Below are 19,258 nucleotides of genomic sequence, written 5' to 3'. Positions count from 1 at the left end.
TGTTCTCTTTCGAGTACAGTAATAATAATATCACCTTTCAAATAACAAGTCAATACATTTTTTTAGTTTTTTTACAAATTTTCTATTCTTTTGCAAAGAATAATATTCTCCTGTTATATTTTCATATGAAGTTAATAATTATTTTGTTTCTACTTTATTATCTATAAGTTGCAAATTGTAACTTCTAATAACTTCTATTAATAGTTCTGCATATATGCGATTTCCTTTTTTATCTTCAGCTGTACTATACCCTGCATTTTCTAATGCTTGTGCTTGACTAATATAATCTTTTGCCTCAAACAAACCATGCTTTCTATATCTTTTGTTATCAACTAAAAACAAGCTATGGTCTCTAACAGAATCCTGTAATGAATTATATGACCTGAAATTTGCTACTATTTTCTCATTATAATGTTCTGAAGTTGAAATTTCTACTTTCTTTCCTTTCCATGCTTTGTCTGCTTTTATCCCAAATAAATTATTACTCTGCTTTGTAAGTTTAGAGTTTCCCCATCCAGATTCTAATATAGCTTGTCCTATTGTTATTGATGGCAGTATTCCATAATCAATATACTCTCTTATAGCTGAGTCTTCTAGTTTTTTTATAAATTTAATTTTTTCATCACTATTATTTAATTCTTTATTTCCAAGATACGTGTATTCTAAATCCTTCATATATTTTTTTGCTCTACTTTTTTGAGAAGAGTCAAATTTTAATTCACTCAATACTTTAGTAAATTTCTTTACTTTATATACATCCTCTCCCTTATCATTTTTATCTTCTATTATAAACTTTTTCCCTATATTTAATGTGTCTTTCTTTTTTATGTTACTTAAATCTTCATCATGTATTACCATATCTATAGCAAGCAATTCCTTCCAACTTAATTGGACTTTACTATCACCTGCTTCATCAGCTACATCCATATAGTATTCAATTTTAGTACTTTCTATATCTCTTATTTTATATAATTCCTCAAAATACTTCGTTATATTAAAAACAGCAATTATACTTGCTATTATGCATACAGTAATAAAAATTTTTTTTAATAGAAGCTTTATTCTCCTTACACTTTTATTTCTACCTAAGTTTTTTATGGTTTTTCTAGCCATATTACTCCCCCTTAAAAATGGTCTTACTTATGTTATCACAGATTTTATATCAAGTAGATAATAATTTTAATTCTTCCCACTATAAATTTAAAATTAAATAAACAAAAACTAATTTAGATATTTACAATTTAATTTCTTCATTATTATGTCCACTATATATTTACTTGCTTTTCCATCCCCATATGGATTAGATGCTTTACTCATCTGATTATAACTCTTTTTATTTATTAATAAACTACTCACTGAATTATATATTCTATCTTCATCAGTACCTACTAATTTAAGTGTCTTAGCTTCAATCCCTTCAGTTCTTTCTGTTTTATCACGTAACACAAGGACTGGTTTACCTAACGATGGAGCTTCTTCCTGTATTCCTCCACTATCAGTCATTATCATGTATGATTTATTTAAAAAATTATGAAAATCAACCACTTCTAAAGGTTCTATAATATGAATTCTTTTATGAGATTTTCCAAATACTTTATCCGCTATATTACGTATCTCAGGATTTAAATGTATAGGATATACTATTTGTACATCTTCAAAGTCATCTACTATTCGTTTTACAGCTTTGAATATATTTTTCATAGGATTTCCCAAGTTTTCTCTTCTATGAGAAGTCAATAAAATCATCCTGTCATTACCAATCTTATCAATTATAGGATGATTATAGTCTTCTTTTATTGTCATACGCAAAGCATCAATTGCAGTATTACCAGTTACAAATATACTATTTTTAGGCTTTCCTTCATAAATCAAGTTTTTTCTAGCCAAATTAGTAGGGGCAAAGTGTATATCAGCAATAACACTTGTAAGTTGTCTATTTAATTCCTCTGGAAATGGAGAATATTTATCATAAGTTCTAAGTCCAGCTTCTATGTGACCAACAAAGATTTTATTATAGAATGCAGTCAAACTAGTGGCTAGAGTTGTTGTCGTATCTCCATGAACTAATATTATATTTGGATTTTCCTTATTTATAATTAATGGAAGTTCCTTTAAAATTTTGCATGTTATATCATTTAAGCTTTGCCCTTTCTTCATTATATCCAAATCATAGTCTACATTTATGTTGAATGTTTCTATAACTTGGTCAAGCATTTCTCTATGTTGAGCTGTAACACATACAATACTTTTTATATGTTCTCTCTCTTCAAGTTCCTTTATTAAAGGAGCCACTTTAATAGCCTCAGGTCTAGTTCCAAATACAGTCATAACCTTGATGTCATTCATTTGTATCTCTCCTAATCATACATTTAATTTATACAAATACTAATATTTACATAACAAAACTATTCATACCAAGACTTAATAACCTTTATACTTTCCTTTGATGGGTAAAAATTTTTTTCTTCATCTATTTTACCTACACAAAATACAGAAAAACCATTTATCCAATCCTCATTTTCAAAAACTTTTTTATATGCCTCAAAGCATCTTGCTTGCTCTTCATCATTTATAACCTCTGAAGGAATATGATTCCAAGGTTGAGAACTTGCATTTTCTCTATTTGAAAAACCTAGTTCTCCAAAAAATATTGGTTTTCCATGAACTTTATAAAGATTATATATTTCTTCTTTTATATTCTGTCTTCTATTATTTACAGTAGATGAATGTAATGCAGAAACTAGTTCATCCACTGTATTAATAGGTTTATTACTTAATTCAAAATACGCTGCTATAGATATAAAATCTAACTTATCAAAAAAATTATTATTTAGTTTTTGTTCATAGGATAGCTTACTATTTAAGTCATCTTTTTTTGTATACCACCAATTAGTCCTGTATGTTACAAGCCCATCAAATTTTGATTGTACAAAATCTATTATTTCACTCCAATTTTTCTGATATTCTTCTAAATGTACCAAATTAGAACCTATATTTAAAACATTTACATCTAAAGGATTTGCTACATCTATTATAAGTTCATTTAATATAGTATTTTGCCATGTATAAAAAAATCGCTCTTTATTTCTAGGATTCCAGTCGGTCTCATATAATTCACCATTTTCTATCCACGGATACGCTTCTAATATTGTTGAAATACCTTTTTTGTTTAGTTTTTTTATTAGTTTAATTGCTTTTTCTTTACTACTATTATCTATTGTCATAATATCAGAATTAATTTCATCTACATTTATAATTATAGGTACATTTACTGTATTCAATCCTAGTTTATCTATATCCTTCATAACTTGTTTTATTTCATAGTCTACAGATAAATTGGCTGATTTAATCTTGCCATCATATTGATTATTTATTGAACTTTTATCTCTTAACTCTGTACCTATAAAGTAGATTATAAATATAAAAATTAAAACCATTACTGAGATTAAAATATTTCTTTTTAATTTAAATTTATTTATATATTTATTCAAATTATATACCTCTTTTAAAATAATAGATTTATCATATTATCTTCTTTTATACTTTTTTATATATAACATTGACAATACTGCCACTACAATTATAGTAATAAAAGAAATTATTAAAAATGCTTTAGTTGTCTTACTAATACTAATGTCATTATTTGAAACTTTTACTTCTTTATTTACTTTTAAATTATAAGATAAATCTTCTACTTCTCCATATTCATCAATTGTTATTGTATCTCCTTTTAAATCATTAACTTTACTTTTATTTAATAAATAATCCATTCCTAAATATAAGTTTTTTTCATTTATCGAACTAATTACCAGGATATTTTTTTGATTATTATAAGGTGATTTTATCAATTGAATTGCAGAAATATCTTTTCCATAACCATCAATAAAACTTATCTTATCATTTGATAAAAATGTGGAGTAGCTTTTGTTAAACTTTATATTTAAATTATCATTTAACATCTGTATAACAGAATTATTAAGTGGTACCCCAAAAACTATAATATTGGTATCTTTATATTTGTCATTAAATTCTTTTCCTCTAATTACATTTATGCTTCCTTTATAGGAATTTATACTTGCACCTAAATTAACTCCTAATCTAGACATCCAAGTCATAGCTTGTGAACCTGAATAATCTGGCATTATTACAGTTAAATCATTAAATTCATCATCTTTAACAAATGGATATGGATAACTTTCAAAAGACAAGGATTCCTTATCTTTTGTAGATAACTCCAAATAAGAACTATTTAATACGTATGCCCAAGGATTATTACTTTCCCTTGTAATACAATTCTGATTTTTTATACTCAAATTAAATGCCAACTTAACTTGATAGTAGTCTTTATTATCTATATCTTTGGGTATTTTTAATTCTAGTTTATCGTTATTAGAATGTGACCTATCCAATTTTTTACTTCCCACAACAACATCATTTATGGATACTGTAACCAAAGATTTTTCAAAATCCAAATTATCAGAATATCTTAAATTTAAAACAATCTTTGAACCATAATCTAATATCTTACCCTTTGGTATTTTGACATCGAACAAAGCTTGTTGATTAAATGCACCTTCTAACAAAAAATCTGAATAACCTAAGTCCTTTAGTGTCAAATGACTTAAATTTAGCTCTTGTTGCTCATTAGTTTTTACATTAGTGTTTTTGTTTACAATTACTGATGATGATAGCACTTGATTAGAGAGTTTATTTTCTACCAATAAATTTGATGCCTTTATTAAGTCCTCTTCATTACTGCCAATTATCACCATCATCTTCTTATTCTTATTATAAGGGGAATCTACTTGTTTAATTATACAATTTGAAGATAATAGGGTTTGTTCCTTTGTGCTTAAAATATTCAAAATTTCTTCTGCTGTATTTTCAGGTTTACCAACATATATAATATTATCTTCAGACCAATTTTTCATTTCTGAATATAGTTTAACATTAAGTTTTAAGTTATCATTTTTTGTTGTTTTTCCAAATTCTGAAGCTAGATTGAACACAGCTGTAGATTCTCCCCTAGTCATATTGTCTGGGACTACCATAGTTGTGTCCAAATTAAGCTTATCTTCAACTTCTGAATATGGATATGGATATTCACTTATTGAATTTCCCATATTTTTCTGCGTATATCTAATTGAAGTATATGATTCTTTATGAATAACCATCCAATTTCCAGTATTGGAATCATCCTGACAAATTTTATCAGATATTGTTTTATATGATTTTATTTTTATTTCATTATAACCTTGGATTATATAGTCTTTTGGTACTAGTACCTCTAGTGTATTTTTATAATCAGTCTTAGCATTTAATTTAATGGATTTTATTGGTACATTATTTATTAAAACGGTTAGGCTAGAAACATCTCCATTTAATATTTGACTCTTACTAAAATTAAGGTGTAATAAGACTTCCTCAATATCCCAATTTTTATTTACCTCAAAAAAGGTACTATTACTTCCTATAACTCCATCTATAGTGATGTCTCTTTCAAACTTATAGTTTTTAACTTTAGTCTCATCAGCCTTTACTTCATTTACAAGCAATATATTTGAAAAAAACAATACTAAAGATATAATTGATATAACAAATTTTTTCATGCTAGTTCCTCCTGTACATGAATCAAAATCTTTCTGTCTTATACCATTTAACTTCTCTTTTAAAAATTACATCTTTTAAATACTCTATCATTCCCTTTATAGCTACAAACAGCCATAGTTGAGAGTATGTAAAATACATTATTGCAACTATGAATATATTTTCTAGTGTCGCTTCACCTTTTTCTATGCTTAGGCTTATACTTACCTCTATGATAAATAGAAGATATGATAGTATCCATATTATAAAAAAGTTAATTGGAATTGAAATCTCTATTAGTTTAGATATACTTAAAATAAATAAAATATCCGATATAATGACAGATGTTAAGAACAAAAAATATACAGAAAAAAAGTAGGCTATATCAAATACAATTTTATTTTTTCCCTGTTTAAATATATTTCTTATATATTTCATTAAGACATATATATTACCTTTTGCCCATCTGGTACGTTGCTTTATCCATACCTTAACAGTTTCTGGTTCTTGTTCCCACGTTATAGACTGTGGTACAAGTTTTATCTTATATCCCAATTTATATATTCTAAAGCTAATTTCTGTATCTTCTGCAATTGCTTTACTATCCCACCCTCCAATCTCTTCTATGATACTTTTTCTCAATATAAAGTTAGTTCCTGGTATTGTACATAGATTAAATAATTCCCATCTACCAGCTTGTGACATCCATTGAAAACTTAGCGTTTCTATATTTATGAATTTGGTTAATAGATTTTTATTTTTATTTCGAGTCCTGAATTTTCCAATAACAGCTCCTAATTCATCATCCATTACTATTGTTTGTATTAAATATCTAAGTGCATTTCTATCTGGTGTGTTATCTGCATCATAAACTGCTATAAACTCTCCTTTAGAAATGGTATATCCAATATTCAATGCATTTGATTTTCCTTTTCCTCCAGTTAAATTGTCTGTATTTATTATGGTAAAATTATAATTATTATACTTATTTTTTATATCTTCTAAAATATCTTTACTATTATCAGATGAGTTATCATTTATAACAATGAGTTCCATTTTATCTTTAGGATAATTAAGTAGTAATAAGGATTCCACAGTTTTGCCTATTACCTTAGCTTCATTGTGAGCAGGCACAAGTATTGATACCATAGGATATTCATCAATTTTTTTTACTTCTTTATTAAAATTTTTAAAGTAAAATATATAACCACCCATAGCCAAAATAATATTTATAAGCAATAAAGACCATATACTAAATAAGCTAAATATAAATAAACATTCTGATATATTTAAATCTCTCATAAATTTCTCCTAAAATTTTTTTAAACATATATTCTAATATAAAATCATTTATTTTAAAAATTTCTTTTTATCTATTTTCTTAAAATATATAAATATAATCACAAATATTAAAACACTTACAGACACTATTAATATTAAAATTTTACTAATACTAGATATAGACTTAAATCTAGTATCATCTTCAGTATTTTCTTCTAAATTCCTATCATAAGTTACTTTAATTTCATCTCCAACATTTCTTATTTGTATTTCATCAATTCTTACCCAATTATCAAAATCTCTTAAATTCATAAATTTTATATTTTGTTTTTCTAGATATTCTATTGTGTATTTTAAATACTCTATATCCAAATATGAATGAAAAAAGAATCCTCCACTAAACCCTCTAACAATAGATACTTTATCTAGTTTTTCTTTGATATCTTGAAAAGTAAAATTATCTTCTGGGTCTATATATCCTAAATTTTCAGGTATAAATATATTAAATTCTTCTGTATCCCTAATAACATAAGGATACGTATTAGTACTAAATTTTTTATCATTATTTTGATGTTGACCTACATAAGTAGAAAAATACTTTTTTAACTCTTTGTATCCCTCAGATTCTATCGCATAATGTGGTGCTTCAAACGCAAGGGGATAAATTCCATTTTCTATACATATTCTAAGGCCACTCAACACTCTATTTTTTACAAACACTTCCATGTCTTCATTTAAAGGTGCATCCTTTTCTCCATCCCAAAATTCATACCCTTCTCCAGTAACTTCTTCTTTTTTGTATTGATGAGTATATCCATGTAATATCACTGTGCCGCCCTTATCTTGCATATATTTTACTGCTTTTACAACCTCAGGACTTTCTGATAAAGTAATTATTTTATGATTTTTAGGGTTTACATAAGCTGGTATTAATGCAATTGCAAATGGTATATCCTTACTACTTAAATAATCAGCTATATCTACAAGGTTTTTGGGGTCTCTAAAAGCATGTACATCTTCTATTCTTACAAATATACTTCCCTTATCAAACTTTTTAATATTAAAAATATCGTTCAGTGAATCACAAAATATATAAAATAAAACACCATCTAAATCCAATTTTGATACATAAAAAAGATTTTTATCATTTATTATATATGGATACTTATTTAATGTATCATCAATACTCCCTATTACTTTATTACTTACATCTTTTGATTTCACAAGATTAAACAAATAGTGTTCATCCAAATTGTATGATTTGCCCTTATAATTTACACTAACTATGTTATTTGTTTTTCCCAAATACTCTAAATTATACTTTTTGTATTCTAAAAGATTTTCTATACCATGCCCTAACCAACATATATTACCTTTATATGAATCTAATGCACTAAGTAAATATTTAGTTTTTTTGTCATTATCATATGAATTTTCATTAATTCCTATAATAAATACATGACTATAATAGTTTTTATTTATTTCATCATCATAATCACTTAATTTTAATAAATCAATATCTGAACTAAATCGACCCAATAGTGTCCTCATAATTTTTAAAATATCTCTATTATAAGCTGTTTCCTTCTTAGAATCATATATGACTAAAACCTTATTTCTATTAGATGTAATTTCTGTTGCATGTGAAGACAGATTAAAGTTTGATATTATTAATACTATGAATAATATCATTACTACTTTTAATAAATTTTTATTGAACGTTTTAAACATCGTATTGTAATTCCTCTTCAACTATATTCTTAAAATTTATACTATCTCCAAAGCTATCTTTATACTCTAAAAATGCAATTTTTACATCTATATTTACATATTGTCCTTTATTGTTTAAGTCTAAATTTAGTTCTCTTATCTTTTTATTTATTCTGTCTTTAACAACTTTTGAACCTTCTAAGGATGTACTTGGCATTAATATACCTATCATGTCTTTCTGTAAACTATAAATTATATCCTCATTTCTTGTACATTCTATAATACTTGAACTGATATGTTTTACTATTTTATTAGTCTTATTTTCACCAAATATCGTCTGTAGATTTCCGTAATACGGCAATTTTACTATCATAAGAGAAAAATTAGTATTATGTCTAATAGATTTACTTATCTCCATATTTACATCATTATAAAAAATCTTTAGATTTCTAAGTCCAGTTTCACTATCAATAGTCACTAACTCTTTATACTGTTCAGATAACTTTGTGTTTATATGTTGTAATTCATTTATATTTTTATTTAAATTTCCCATTATAATTGAAGAGATTGGTATTGCTATTATCCACATATATGATAAAAACTCAACATCTATATTGTGAGTAATACTGTTATATAAGATATAGGATGTATACATAAATATAATTATTGAACTTGTTATCAATCCTACTACTGAGTTTGATAAATAAGTTAACATTATTATGAAAAAAATTACTGCAAGCATTATAAATACATTCAATTTGTTTTCTGTTCTAATAGATAATATTACTATTCCAACAATTAAAAACATAAAAACTAGCAAACTCAATATTAATAAATCTATTTTTTTATTTACCCTATTCATTTTTATAAATTTACACCTCCAATTATTCTATTAAGTTGCCCATTTTTTCTAATTATTATTAAAGTCATTATACAAATAAACTTTTTACCTATTAATAATGTTAATTAAGTTGTATATCAATATAATTTAATAAAAAAACAAGCAAATACTTGACATTAAAGTCATGAATTTGCTTGCTTTTGTGATTATTATTATAAAAGATTCAAAACATGTATATAGTATTGGCAAAAAATAAAACTGTTCAATAATTAGAAAATTAATTTCTAAATAAGAACAGTTTTATTAAGTAAATATAATTAAATCAACAAAACTCTACTTTGATTTTAATTCTATCCAAGCCTTGTCATATAATTTTATATTTTCACCAATATCCTCAAAAGTTTCACATTTATTAAGTACTTCTTTAGATGGATATGCAACAGGATTATTAGTTATTTCTGGGTCTAATAATTTTAGAGCTCCTGTATTAGGTGTTGAATATCCGATATACTCAGCATTTATTTTTGCATTTTCTGGGTCTAGTAAAAAGTTTATAAATAACTCAGCTTCTTTTTTATTTTGTGCTGTTGTAGGTACACACATAGCATCTACCCATTTATTAGTACCTTCTTTAGGTATTGCATAATCAAGGTCAGGATTTTGGTCCATCAATGTAACTGCATCTCCAGAATACAACATACCCATTGCTACTTCTCCACCAAGCAATCTATCCTTACCTTCATCATTTACATAGGCCAATACTAAATCCTTTTGTTTCATTAAAAGATTTTTAGCTTCATTTATTTCTTTTGGATTTACACTATTCATACTGTATCCTAATTTTTTAAGAGTTATACCTATAGTATCTCTAACAGAGTCAAACATCATTATATTGCCTTTATACTTTGGATTCCAAAGTATATTCCAACTATCTATAGGGTCTTTAACTTCTTTTTTATTGTACAATATTCCAAGAGTTCCCCACATGTATGCAACACTATATTCATTAGTTTCATCATATATAGGATTTAAAAAACTCTTATCTAAATACTTCATATTAGGTATGTTTTTAAAATCCAGTTTTTCCAAAAGACCTTCATTTTTCATTTTTTCTACCATATAATCTGAAGGAAAGACTAAATCGTAGTGTGTACTGCCACTCTTTACTTTTTGATACATCATTTCGTTAGTATCATAAGTTGAATATTGAACATCTATTCCAGTTTCTTCTTCAAACTTATCTATAAGAGATTCATCTATATAATCTCCAACATTATATACGTTTAAAACTTTTGTAGAATCAGTTGCTTTATTACATCCTGTAAATAAAGTAACTGTCATAATACCTATAGATACAAGGGATATTACTTTTTTAAACTTAATCATTATTTAGTCCCCCTTACTATAGATTCTTTTTTATTAGCTAATAAAAGTAATCCTAAAACGACTGCAAACATTATTGTCGATAATGCATTTATTTCAGGTTTTATACCTCTTCTAGCCATTCCATAGATTTCTATAGAAAGATTGCTTACACCATTTCCAGCATTAAAGAAACTTATTATAAAGTCATCTATTGACATAGTAAATGCAATTAAAAATCCAGAAACTATACCTGGCTTTATTTGTGGTAAAATTACCTTTCTAAGAGCATATATAGGTGTCGCCCCTAAGTCCATAGCTGCATCTTCTATATTATCAGGTAATTGCTTCATTTTTGGTAAAACTGAAAGTATAACATATGGCAAACAAAACATTATATGTGCCAATAGCATTGTTGTAAATCCAAATTCCATTTTTACAAACACAAACAGACTCATAAGGGCTACTGCTGTAACTATCTCTGTATTTAAAATAGGAAGATAGTTTACATTTAGTATTAATTTTTTGCTCTTACCTCTCATCTTATGTATTCCTATGGCACTTATAGTTCCTACTATTGTAGATATTACAGATGCTAATATAGCTATTACAATAGTATAATATAAAGCACTCATTATACTCTCATTTTGAAGTAATTGACCATACCACTTCCATGTAAATCCATTCCATCTTGCCATCGATTTTGAATCATTGAAAGAAAATAGTACTAAAGCAAATATGGGTGCATATAAAAATAAGAATACTAATGCTAAATATATATTAGAAGTTATTTTCTTTAATTTTAAAATAGTAACCCACCGCCTTCTTTGTCAGACTCATCTCCAAATTTTGACATTATAGACATCGATATTAATATTACTATCATCATAAATATCGATATTGCTGAGCCAAAGTTCCAATCTCCAACAACTGTAAATTGTTGTTCAATCAAATCTCCAACTAGCATTATTTTACCTCCACCTAACAGTCTTGAAATTGCAAAGGTAGTAACTGCTGGCATAAATACCATAGTTATTCCAGACATTACACCTGGTAAACTCAAAGGAAATATAATTTTTCTAAATACTGTCATATTATTTGCACCTAAGTCATGAGCAGCATTTATCAAATCATTATCCATCTTTGATAGTGCAGTGTATATTGGAAGAACCATAAATGGTAAAAAGTTATATACCATACCTAAAAGTATAGCAAAATTAGTATACAAAATTGCTAATGGCTGTATTCCAAACCAGCCTAAAAATGTATTTAAAAGTCCATTTTTTCCTAATATAGCAACCCATGCATAAGTTCTTAAAAGAAAATTCATCCACATAGGAAGAATAAATAATAATATTAATGAACCTCTTCTACTCACATGAGCTTTTGAAATTATATATGCCACTGGATAACCAACTACAAGGCATATTAATGTCGCTCCTCCTGCTAAAAGAATAGAACGAGCAAATACTTTAATATATATAGGGTCGATTACTTCTTTATAATTTTCAAGTGTAAATGCATAACCTCCACCTGACTCTTTTGTAAAACTGAAAAATACTACTAGTATTAAAGGAATTATTACAAATATCGCACTCCAAACCACATATGGATATGCTAAGAAAGATTTTCTCTTCATCTTAGTTACTCTCTTTTCTCATTATATGAATGTCTTCTGGATATATGTCCATGCCTAGTTCTGTTCCAACCTCAGCATTTTTAGTATTGTGAAGTATCCACAATCTTCCATTCTCATTTAATTCTATCTCATAATGCACTCCTTTAAACACAGTAGATGTAACTTTCCCCTTTAACATTCCTTCTTCTGGCTTTACCATTTTTATATCTTCTGGTCTTATTACCACTTCTATATTTTCGTTTTTTTCAAATCCTTTATCAACACATTCAAAATCCCTATTACAGAAATTAACTTTATAATCTTCTATCATAATTCCATCAAATATGTTACTTTCACCTATAAACTTAGCTACAAATGAGTTTTTAGGTTCATTATATATGTCTTGTGGTGTTCCCATTTGTTGTATCTTACCCTTATACATTACGACAATAGTATCTGACATAGTAAGAGCCTCTTCCTGGTCATGAGTTACAAACACAAATGTTATTCCTAATTTTTTTTGAATTCTTTTTAATTCTATTTGCATTTCTTGTCTAAGCTTTAAATCAAGTGCTCCAAGTGGCTCATCTAGTAACAATACTTTTGGTTCATTAACTAGAGCTCTTGCTATTGCAATTCTCTGTTGTTGTCCTCCACTTAATGAGTCAACTTGTCGTCTTTCAAAACCTTCTAGTGCAACAAGTTTTAAAACCTCTTTCACTTTAGCATCTATTACATCTTTTGGAGTCTTTTTAATTTTTAGTCCAAAAGCTACATTTTCATATACATCCATATGTGGAAATAAAGCATATTTTTGAAACACTGTATTTACTTGTCTTTCATATGGTGGCAAATTATTTATCTCTTTACCTTCAAATAAAACTTTACCATCATCAGCATACTCAAAACCTGCTATTATTTTTAATGTAGTAGTTTTTCCACATCCACTTGGTCCAAGTAAAGTTAAAAATTCATTTTTCTTTATATCTAAATTGAAATTATCTAAAACCGTAAGTTCTTCATAATGTTTAGATATATCTCTTAATTCTATTATGTTTTCTACCAATTATTAAACACCTCTATTCTAAAATGATGGTGGCGTACTTACCCAAATCACTTTTGCTGTCGTTTTACCCTCGTTTGATATATAGTGATTTGCTCTTGGTCTAAAGTAAAAGCTTTCTCCTTTTTTTACTTTATTTTTCTTTTCGCCTATATGAACATATATCGAACCTGCTAATACATATCCAAATTCTTCGCCTTCATGTGGCTTTTCTTCTTTATATTGTCCTCCTGGATACAATGTTATTATTATTGGCTCCATTTCATTTTTTTGTGAGTTTGGAATTAGCCACTTCAGTTTATATTTTAAATCTTCATCCTCTGTTTCAAACATATCCTCTTTTGTAAAACTAATTCTTTCGTCATCTATTTCATTAAAAAATTCCCTTAAATTCGTACCTAGTATTTCAAGTATATCTATAAGGGTAGCTATGGATGGTGATGTTAAGTTATTTTCTAATTGAGAAATAAATCCCTTTGACAATTCACATCTATTAGCTAACTCTTCCTGGGTCAGTTGTTTTTCTGTTCTTAATCTTTTTATCTTTTCACCTATATCCATGTTGCACCTCCTAGTTTCTGTTTTATTTTACTAAACATTTTGTTTACTAAACATTGAGTTTAAAATTTCTAAACAACATAGGTAATTATATATAAAATTCGGATATAATACAAGAGTTTTTTTGACATTTTTTTATTTTTTTACTTAGAATAAATACAAGCATTTTAAAGGCTTTGGAAAATACACAATCAAAGGTGTTCATATTAATATTTATAAAGTTTAGTATCTCTAATTATAAATTAATTAATTCATTAAATACATAATAATACTTCTAAAACATAAAAAAGTGTTAAACAAATAAAAAATTGCTAGAAATCTATATTTTATAGTTTCCTAGCAATCCTATTGGCTTAGCCTTCTTTTAATGTTTAAAATTATATATTTAAAAATTTCTTCAAGTTACAACATTTAACCTTTGCTTAAATTTATCACTAAATTACTTAGCTATATTTTGAGCAGCCGTTTTTTTATCCCCACTCATATATAACTTAATAAACTTTATATCATCTACTATAAATCGATGCTTAATCTTACTACAATCTAATTTAAATAAACTAAATACTATCTGTGTAAAATAACCCAATCCAAATGCACTTATTATAGTTCCTATACCAACTTTTCCTCCTAAGAAAAATCCTACTATTAATGCTCCAACTTCTATAGTCCCTCTTATTAAGTTAAGTGATTTTCCAGTTTTCTTTTGAAGTGCAACCATCAGACCATCTCTAGGTCCACTTCCTAAACCACTTCCCATATAAAATACCATTCCAATAGCCAAAAGAATCAATCCTAATATCAACATAATTATTCCTACAAATAAACTATCAGCCTCTGGAATTAACTTACTATACAAAAGCAAATCCATAAAGAATCCAATTAATAGCATATTAAAAACAGTTCCCCATCCTACATTCTCACCAAGAACAACATCAGCTATAACTACTATAGAGCCTACAATTATAGAGGCAGTCCCTATAGTTATTCCTATATGATTTGAAAGACCTTGATGAAACACATCCCAAGGAGATAAACCAAGGTTACAATTTATCGTCAATACTATACCAATTGAACATATAAATAAACCCGCTACTAGCTTTAAAAATTTCCATAATACTTTTTGTAACAAAATCTACCCCTCCTAAACATAATTTAACTACTCACTTTAAATATCAAAAGCCAGCAGTTCTCTTTTAAAAAATCTTACTTTATTAATTTTATAATACACTTCTATGATACATCATTTTATGCTAAATAACTACCACTTTATTACAATTTAGTTACAATTTTTAATTATTTTTTTATTATGGATTTTCTAGTTTCAGCACTTCTCAAATTTAGTCCTATATTTTAAAATTCTTTATTATTTTATTGTTCATAAATAGAATAATAAAATAGAAACCACTTAAATATAATAGGAAATTGTATTTAAATGGTTTCTATTTTATTATGTAATACTATTAATATGCAGAATTTAGTTTTGCTTCTATTTTCTTTTGAACAAGTCCAAATATAAATAAGATAAACCAATATACAAACCCTGCAACTAAGAACGCTTCTAGATATTTATATTTACTACCACCATTATAATTTGCTGCCGCCATTATTTCTATTACCCCTATAGTAAAAGCTAATGAGGAACCTTTAATTAAATCTACAAAATGATTAGATAATGCAGGAATAGCTACTCTTATAGCCTGTGGCATGACTATTCTTCTGAATATTTGCACATTCGTAAGTCCAATGGAAGCTCCTGCTTCATATTGTCCCTTATCTACAGAAGAAATTGCTCCTCTTATAGTCTCTGACATATACGCAGACATATTTACTGATAAAGCAATTATCATTGCAGTAAATGGAGACATATCTACAAGAGCTGGAATAGCTCTTGGTAATCCAAAATACAATGCATACAACTGAACTAGCAGTGGTGTTCCTCTAAAAATTGAGGTATAAACTTTAACAATTTCATTTAATATTTTAACTTTGTTATAGCTTATTAATGCCATTATAGTTGCTATTACTAAAGATAGTACTAGTGATATTAAAGCCATTATTATTGTTTCTTTAGATGCTATAAATATTTCTGGTAAAATGTTAAACATGAATGATACATCTAAACTCATAAAATTCACCTATCTCTCAATCGTTATATCTTCTCCAAACCATTTTTTAGAGATTTCAGTAAGAGTTCCATCTTTTCTCATAGCCGTTATTGTATCATCAACCTTAGCTTTTAAAGCCTTTGATTCTTCATCTTTTCTAAATGGATACGCATTTATTTCTTCATAAATAGGTTCTCCAACAGAGATAAAATTTGAACCAGCTTTTTTATTTCTAGCAGCTGTTGCAGAAACAGAAATTATCCTTGCATCAGATCTGCCAAGTTCAAGACCTTCATATGAATCAGCTCCATCATTGAATACTAATTCCATTGAATTATCTTTGTTTTTTTCCTCCATTATCGCTCTTTCAGATGAATTTGCTCCAACTTCGACTTTTTTTCCTTTCAAATCTTCAAGACTTTTTATCTTGTCTTTATCTTCTGGTCTAATAGTTATCATTAGAGGATTATAAGCATATGGTACTGTAAAATCATACACTTCTTCTCTTTCTGGCGTTATACTTATTTGTTGAGCTGCTGTATCTGCCTTACCACTATCCACCATTCCAAGTAATCCACCTGTATCTCCATTATTTACTTCATACTTAATTTCAGAATCTAATCTTTTACCAATTTCATTCCATATATCAATTTCAAAACCTTGCATTTTCCCATCTTCTCTAAAATTAAAAGGATAATACTTTGCTCCTGTAGCTACTGTAATAGTCTTCTTTTCTTCTTTTTTAGGCTCTTCTTTTGTTGAACAGCCTATTGTTAATCCACAAATAACTAACCCTAATGTTAATAAACTTAATGCTCTTTTCCAATACATTAAAATCCCTCCATACTTGATGATATTTTTATTTACATGAATTTAAACTTTATTTATATACCATGATTTAGTTTTATAATTTTTCAACTTACACATCACTCTTTACTTTAATATAAATTGAATTTAAAACATTCATTTTTATGGATATTTCTACAAAATATAAGTTTATTTTCCATTTACCCCAAAACAATCGTATTATACTTTTCATACTTTGTCTAATCGTTTTTTTCTATGTACTTTTTTAATAGAATTAAATTTTACTATATCATTGTAAAATTATAGATGTGCAAAATTACAATGATTATTAATCTAACACTTATAAGAAAATACTTTTTATTAAAAACAAAGATATTAAAATAAAAAAAATACTGTTAAGTAGATATTTACTTAACAGTATCAATATTATTTGTATCTTAACCTATTTTGACTTTATAAATCTTCTTCGGTTTATCTTTGATACACCTACTAGCATAACTGACATGATTATCATTGAAGCTCCACCTAAAATTAATTTAGAGTATGTTGTTGTTTTATTCATAGAGCCGCCTCCTTTATTACCAAAACCCCCAGCTTCCTTTGGATTCCCTTGACTTCTATCTATATTCATATCTCCATTTTTACCATTCATATCACCCTTATCCATATTTCCAATTCCTGGTGGTGTTTTTCCATCCATGCCTTCAGGTGGCTCTGGCATACCACTCATCTTATCATCAGAATTTTCTGTATCTTTACTTTCACTTGAACTATTATCATCAGAAGTTTCCTTAGTTGAAGAAGATTCTCCACTCAATTGAGCTTTTATAGTTTTACTCATATTTTCTGCAACTTCTAAAACTCCTGGTATTGATTTTCCACCTTTACCCATTGCCCCTCCTGACTTTTCATTAGTATCGTCTCCACTTTTATTGTTATTTGTATTATTCTCATTTTCACTATTATCTGTAGTATTATTTTGAGCATCATTATCCGTATTAGTTTTGACTTCGCTTAATGTTAATTCAGCATTAACTTCTTTTTCATTACTTTCATTTTCAAAACTCTTATTTTCATTGTTAGAATCATTATTATTAGATTCTTTATCACCAAATCCCTTATTATCACTAGAATCTTCAATTGAAGATGTTATATTTTTTTCAAATTCTTCATAAGTATAAAATGCTGTTGGGTCTTCCTTTACATATGATGCTATCAAGTCATGTAATTTTGTTGTCATATTTTCTAGATAATCTGAATCCAAGTACTTGGTTACTATTTCTTCTAGATATTCATGGTACTTAGCTTTATATGTATCATTTTTTAATAATGCAGATATTAAAGGTCTATCTTCCAAATTACCTGTTGTAGGTTCATCAATAGCTATAGATTGACTACCTCCACCAAAACCACTAAATCCGCCAAATGACATATTAAAGTCCCATGGCAACATAGAAAATACTCCATCTTGTTCATATAAATAGTAATTATGAGCGAAACTACCTTGATAACTATCAAGATTTAATAAAGCTGTACTTATTGCTATATTTTTGAGGACAGAATCTACATCAAGATATTTTTCAATATCTTCACCTGTATCTAAAGATTTTAATAGTTTTGTAACTTTAGACCAATCAGCCGTTTTCTTATCACTTTCAATGATTAGATTTGAGTAACTATCTGGGTCATCACCCTCATATTGTAATGAGGCCCCTTCATCTGATTTGTATAAGTCTCCAGTTACATCTCCAAAATTATTTTCAAGATAAGATTCTTTTAACCCTTCTACTGCCAAATATAATCCATGATATTCACCATTTATAGAAACTTTGGCATATGCAAATTCTGGAGTAGCTAATCCCATCTCCTCACAGACACTATAAGTTAAAAATTCTCTCATATAAGATGGGTCAGAATAACAGTTATTAAGGTTTAATTGAGTAAGACCTTCCATACTTTGACTAGTATTATATTTATCGAAATTAATCTTATAGCTATATCTATCACTATCACTATTTGCTACGGATGTAAGACTTGAATTTCCTTTAGTTCTTATACCAACGTTTCCATATGTGTCTCCATTTACAGTTACTTTTGCAACTTTAAATTCTTCTTTTATCGCATTTTCATTCATGTCTTCCAAGTCACTTTCATCTATTTCTATATTAACTTCCATAACCTCATCTCTGTCAAAATATTTTTCAATATATACATTGCTATATAAGTCAACATTTTTATTACCATATATACTGTAAACTACAACTACTGCACATAAAAATATAACCATAATTGAGATAAGAAGGGTAAATTTTTTATCTTTCATAAAA

16 protein-coding genes are annotated in these 19,258 nt (G+C 27.2%); all 16 read right to left on the bottom strand.

What is annotated here, in order from left to right; all coding sequences use genetic code 11:
* Nucleotides 1–138: 138 nt before the first annotated feature.
* Entirely contained in the window at nucleotides 139–1,113 is a 975-nt protein-coding gene (locus tag Q3223_RS14605; protein WP_074178253.1) for a glycoside hydrolase family 73 protein, read from the bottom strand.
* 108 nt (nucleotides 1,114–1,221) lie between these two features.
* The gene (gene wecB, locus Q3223_RS14600; RefSeq protein WP_054269580.1) at nucleotides 1,222–2,346 is read right to left on the bottom strand and encodes a non-hydrolyzing UDP-N-acetylglucosamine 2-epimerase; all 1,125 of its coding nucleotides are present in this window, start codon (nucleotides 2,344–2,346) and stop codon (nucleotides 1,222–1,224) included.
* Nucleotides 2,347–2,405: 59 nt separating this feature from the next.
* Nucleotides 2,406–3,491, bottom strand: a complete 1,086-nt coding sequence (locus Q3223_RS14595; RefSeq protein ID WP_079740286.1) for a glycoside hydrolase family 113 — start codon at nucleotides 3,489–3,491, stop codon at nucleotides 2,406–2,408.
* A gap of 36 nt (nucleotides 3,492–3,527) precedes the next feature.
* On the bottom strand, nucleotides 3,528–5,609 hold the full coding sequence (locus tag Q3223_RS14590; protein ID WP_407812131.1) for a cellulose biosynthesis cyclic di-GMP-binding regulatory protein BcsB: 2,082 nt from the start codon (nucleotides 5,607–5,609) through the stop codon (nucleotides 3,528–3,530).
* A gap of 22 nt (nucleotides 5,610–5,631) precedes the next feature.
* A complete protein-coding gene (locus Q3223_RS14585; protein ID WP_054269578.1) occupies nucleotides 5,632–6,888 on the bottom strand; it encodes a glycosyltransferase family 2 protein in 1,257 nt (418 codons plus the stop codon).
* 48 nt (nucleotides 6,889–6,936) lie between these two features.
* Nucleotides 6,937–8,598 (bottom strand): DUF2334 domain-containing protein, encoded by a 1,662-nt coding sequence (locus Q3223_RS14580; RefSeq protein WP_054269577.1) that lies wholly within the window; start codon nucleotides 8,596–8,598, stop codon nucleotides 6,937–6,939.
* Nucleotides 8,591–9,439 carry a diguanylate cyclase domain-containing protein gene (locus Q3223_RS14575; RefSeq protein WP_054269576.1) on the bottom strand — a complete coding sequence of 283 codons (849 nt, stop codon included), beginning with the start codon at nucleotides 9,437–9,439 and terminating at the stop codon, nucleotides 8,591–8,593. The genes Q3223_RS14580 and Q3223_RS14575 overlap by 8 nt, the downstream gene beginning before the upstream one ends.
* A gap of 312 nt (nucleotides 9,440–9,751) precedes the next feature.
* Complete coding sequence (locus Q3223_RS14570) at nucleotides 9,752–10,804, bottom strand: PotD/PotF family extracellular solute-binding protein (RefSeq protein WP_054269575.1); 1,053 nt, start codon at nucleotides 10,802–10,804, stop codon at nucleotides 9,752–9,754.
* On the bottom strand, nucleotides 10,804–11,478 hold the full coding sequence (locus tag Q3223_RS14565) for an ABC transporter permease (RefSeq protein WP_003432155.1): 675 nt from the start codon (nucleotides 11,476–11,478) through the stop codon (nucleotides 10,804–10,806). Before Q3223_RS14565 ends, Q3223_RS14570 begins: the two co-directional genes overlap by 1 nt.
* Nucleotides 11,479–11,582: 104 nt before the next feature.
* Nucleotides 11,583–12,419, bottom strand: coding sequence for an ABC transporter permease (locus tag Q3223_RS14560; RefSeq protein ID WP_021383784.1), 837 nt, complete (start codon nucleotides 12,417–12,419; stop codon nucleotides 11,583–11,585).
* Nucleotide 12,420: 1 nt separating this feature from the next.
* Nucleotides 12,421–13,464: a spermidine/putrescine ABC transporter ATP-binding protein gene (gene potA, locus Q3223_RS14555; protein WP_054269574.1), complete on the bottom strand. Its 1,044-nt coding sequence runs from the start codon at nucleotides 13,462–13,464 to the stop codon at nucleotides 12,421–12,423.
* A gap of 18 nt (nucleotides 13,465–13,482) precedes the next feature.
* On the bottom strand, nucleotides 13,483–14,022 hold the full coding sequence (locus tag Q3223_RS14550; RefSeq protein WP_021383760.1) for a helix-turn-helix domain-containing protein: 540 nt from the start codon (nucleotides 14,020–14,022) through the stop codon (nucleotides 13,483–13,485).
* Nucleotides 14,023–14,458: 436 nt separating this feature from the next.
* Nucleotides 14,459–15,148: a YitT family protein gene (locus Q3223_RS14545; RefSeq protein WP_054269573.1), complete on the bottom strand. Its 690-nt coding sequence runs from the start codon at nucleotides 15,146–15,148 to the stop codon at nucleotides 14,459–14,461.
* A 331-nt stretch (nucleotides 15,149–15,479) separates the two neighbouring features.
* Nucleotides 15,480–16,145 (bottom strand): amino acid ABC transporter permease, encoded by a 666-nt coding sequence (locus Q3223_RS14540; protein WP_223153192.1) that lies wholly within the window; start codon nucleotides 16,143–16,145, stop codon nucleotides 15,480–15,482.
* A 9-nt stretch (nucleotides 16,146–16,154) separates the two neighbouring features.
* Nucleotides 16,155–16,955 (bottom strand): transporter substrate-binding domain-containing protein, encoded by an 801-nt coding sequence (locus Q3223_RS14535; RefSeq protein ID WP_054269571.1) that lies wholly within the window; start codon nucleotides 16,953–16,955, stop codon nucleotides 16,155–16,157.
* A 418-nt stretch (nucleotides 16,956–17,373) separates the two neighbouring features.
* Nucleotides 17,374–19,254, bottom strand: coding sequence for a CotH kinase family protein (locus Q3223_RS14530; RefSeq protein ID WP_223153193.1), 1,881 nt, complete (start codon nucleotides 19,252–19,254; stop codon nucleotides 17,374–17,376).
* Nucleotides 19,255–19,258: the final 4 nt, after the last annotated feature.

The organism is Clostridioides sp. GD02367 (assembly GCF_045900275.1).
Taxonomy (GTDB): Bacteria; Bacillota; Clostridia; order Peptostreptococcales; family Peptostreptococcaceae; genus Clostridioides; species Clostridioides difficile_A.
The sequence above is the reverse complement of the archived record's forward strand: the minus strand, read 5'-3'. Positions and strand labels throughout refer to the sequence as shown.

Coding starts and splice junctions, on each gene's coding strand:
- Q3223_RS14535 (WP_054269571.1), bottom strand. CDS start 16,955: ATGTATTGGAAAAGAGCATTAAGTTTATTAACATTAGGGTTAGTTATT.
- Q3223_RS14540 (WP_223153192.1), bottom strand. CDS start 16,145: ATGAGTTTAGATGTATCATTCATGTTTAACATTTTACCAGAAATATTT.
- Q3223_RS14605 (WP_074178253.1), bottom strand. CDS start 1,113: ATGGCTAGAAAAACCATAAAAAACTTAGGTAGAAATAAAAGTGTAAGG.
- Q3223_RS14560 (WP_021383784.1), bottom strand. CDS start 12,419: ATGAAGAGAAAATCTTTCTTAGCATATCCATATGTGGTTTGGAGTGCG.
- Q3223_RS14585 (WP_054269578.1), bottom strand. CDS start 6,888: ATGAGAGATTTAAATATATCAGAATGTTTATTTATATTTAGCTTATTT.
- Q3223_RS14580 (WP_054269577.1), bottom strand. CDS start 8,598: ATGTTTAAAACGTTCAATAAAAATTTATTAAAAGTAGTAATGATATTA.
- Q3223_RS14565 (WP_003432155.1), bottom strand. CDS start 11,478: ATGGCAAGATGGAATGGATTTACATGGAAGTGGTATGGTCAATTACTT.
- Q3223_RS14575 (WP_054269576.1), bottom strand. CDS start 9,439: ATGAATAGGGTAAATAAAAAAATAGATTTATTAATATTGAGTTTGCTA.
- Q3223_RS14570 (WP_054269575.1), bottom strand. CDS start 10,804: ATGATTAAGTTTAAAAAAGTAATATCCCTTGTATCTATAGGTATTATG.
- Q3223_RS14550 (WP_021383760.1), bottom strand. CDS start 14,022: ATGGATATAGGTGAAAAGATAAAAAGATTAAGAACAGAAAAACAACTG.
- Q3223_RS14590 (WP_407812131.1), bottom strand. CDS start 5,609: ATGAAAAAATTTGTTATATCAATTATATCTTTAGTATTGTTTTTTTCA.
- wecB (WP_054269580.1), bottom strand. CDS start 2,346: ATGAATGACATCAAGGTTATGACTGTATTTGGAACTAGACCTGAGGCT.
- Q3223_RS14530 (WP_223153193.1), bottom strand. CDS start 19,254: ATGAAAGATAAAAAATTTACCCTTCTTATCTCAATTATGGTTATATTT.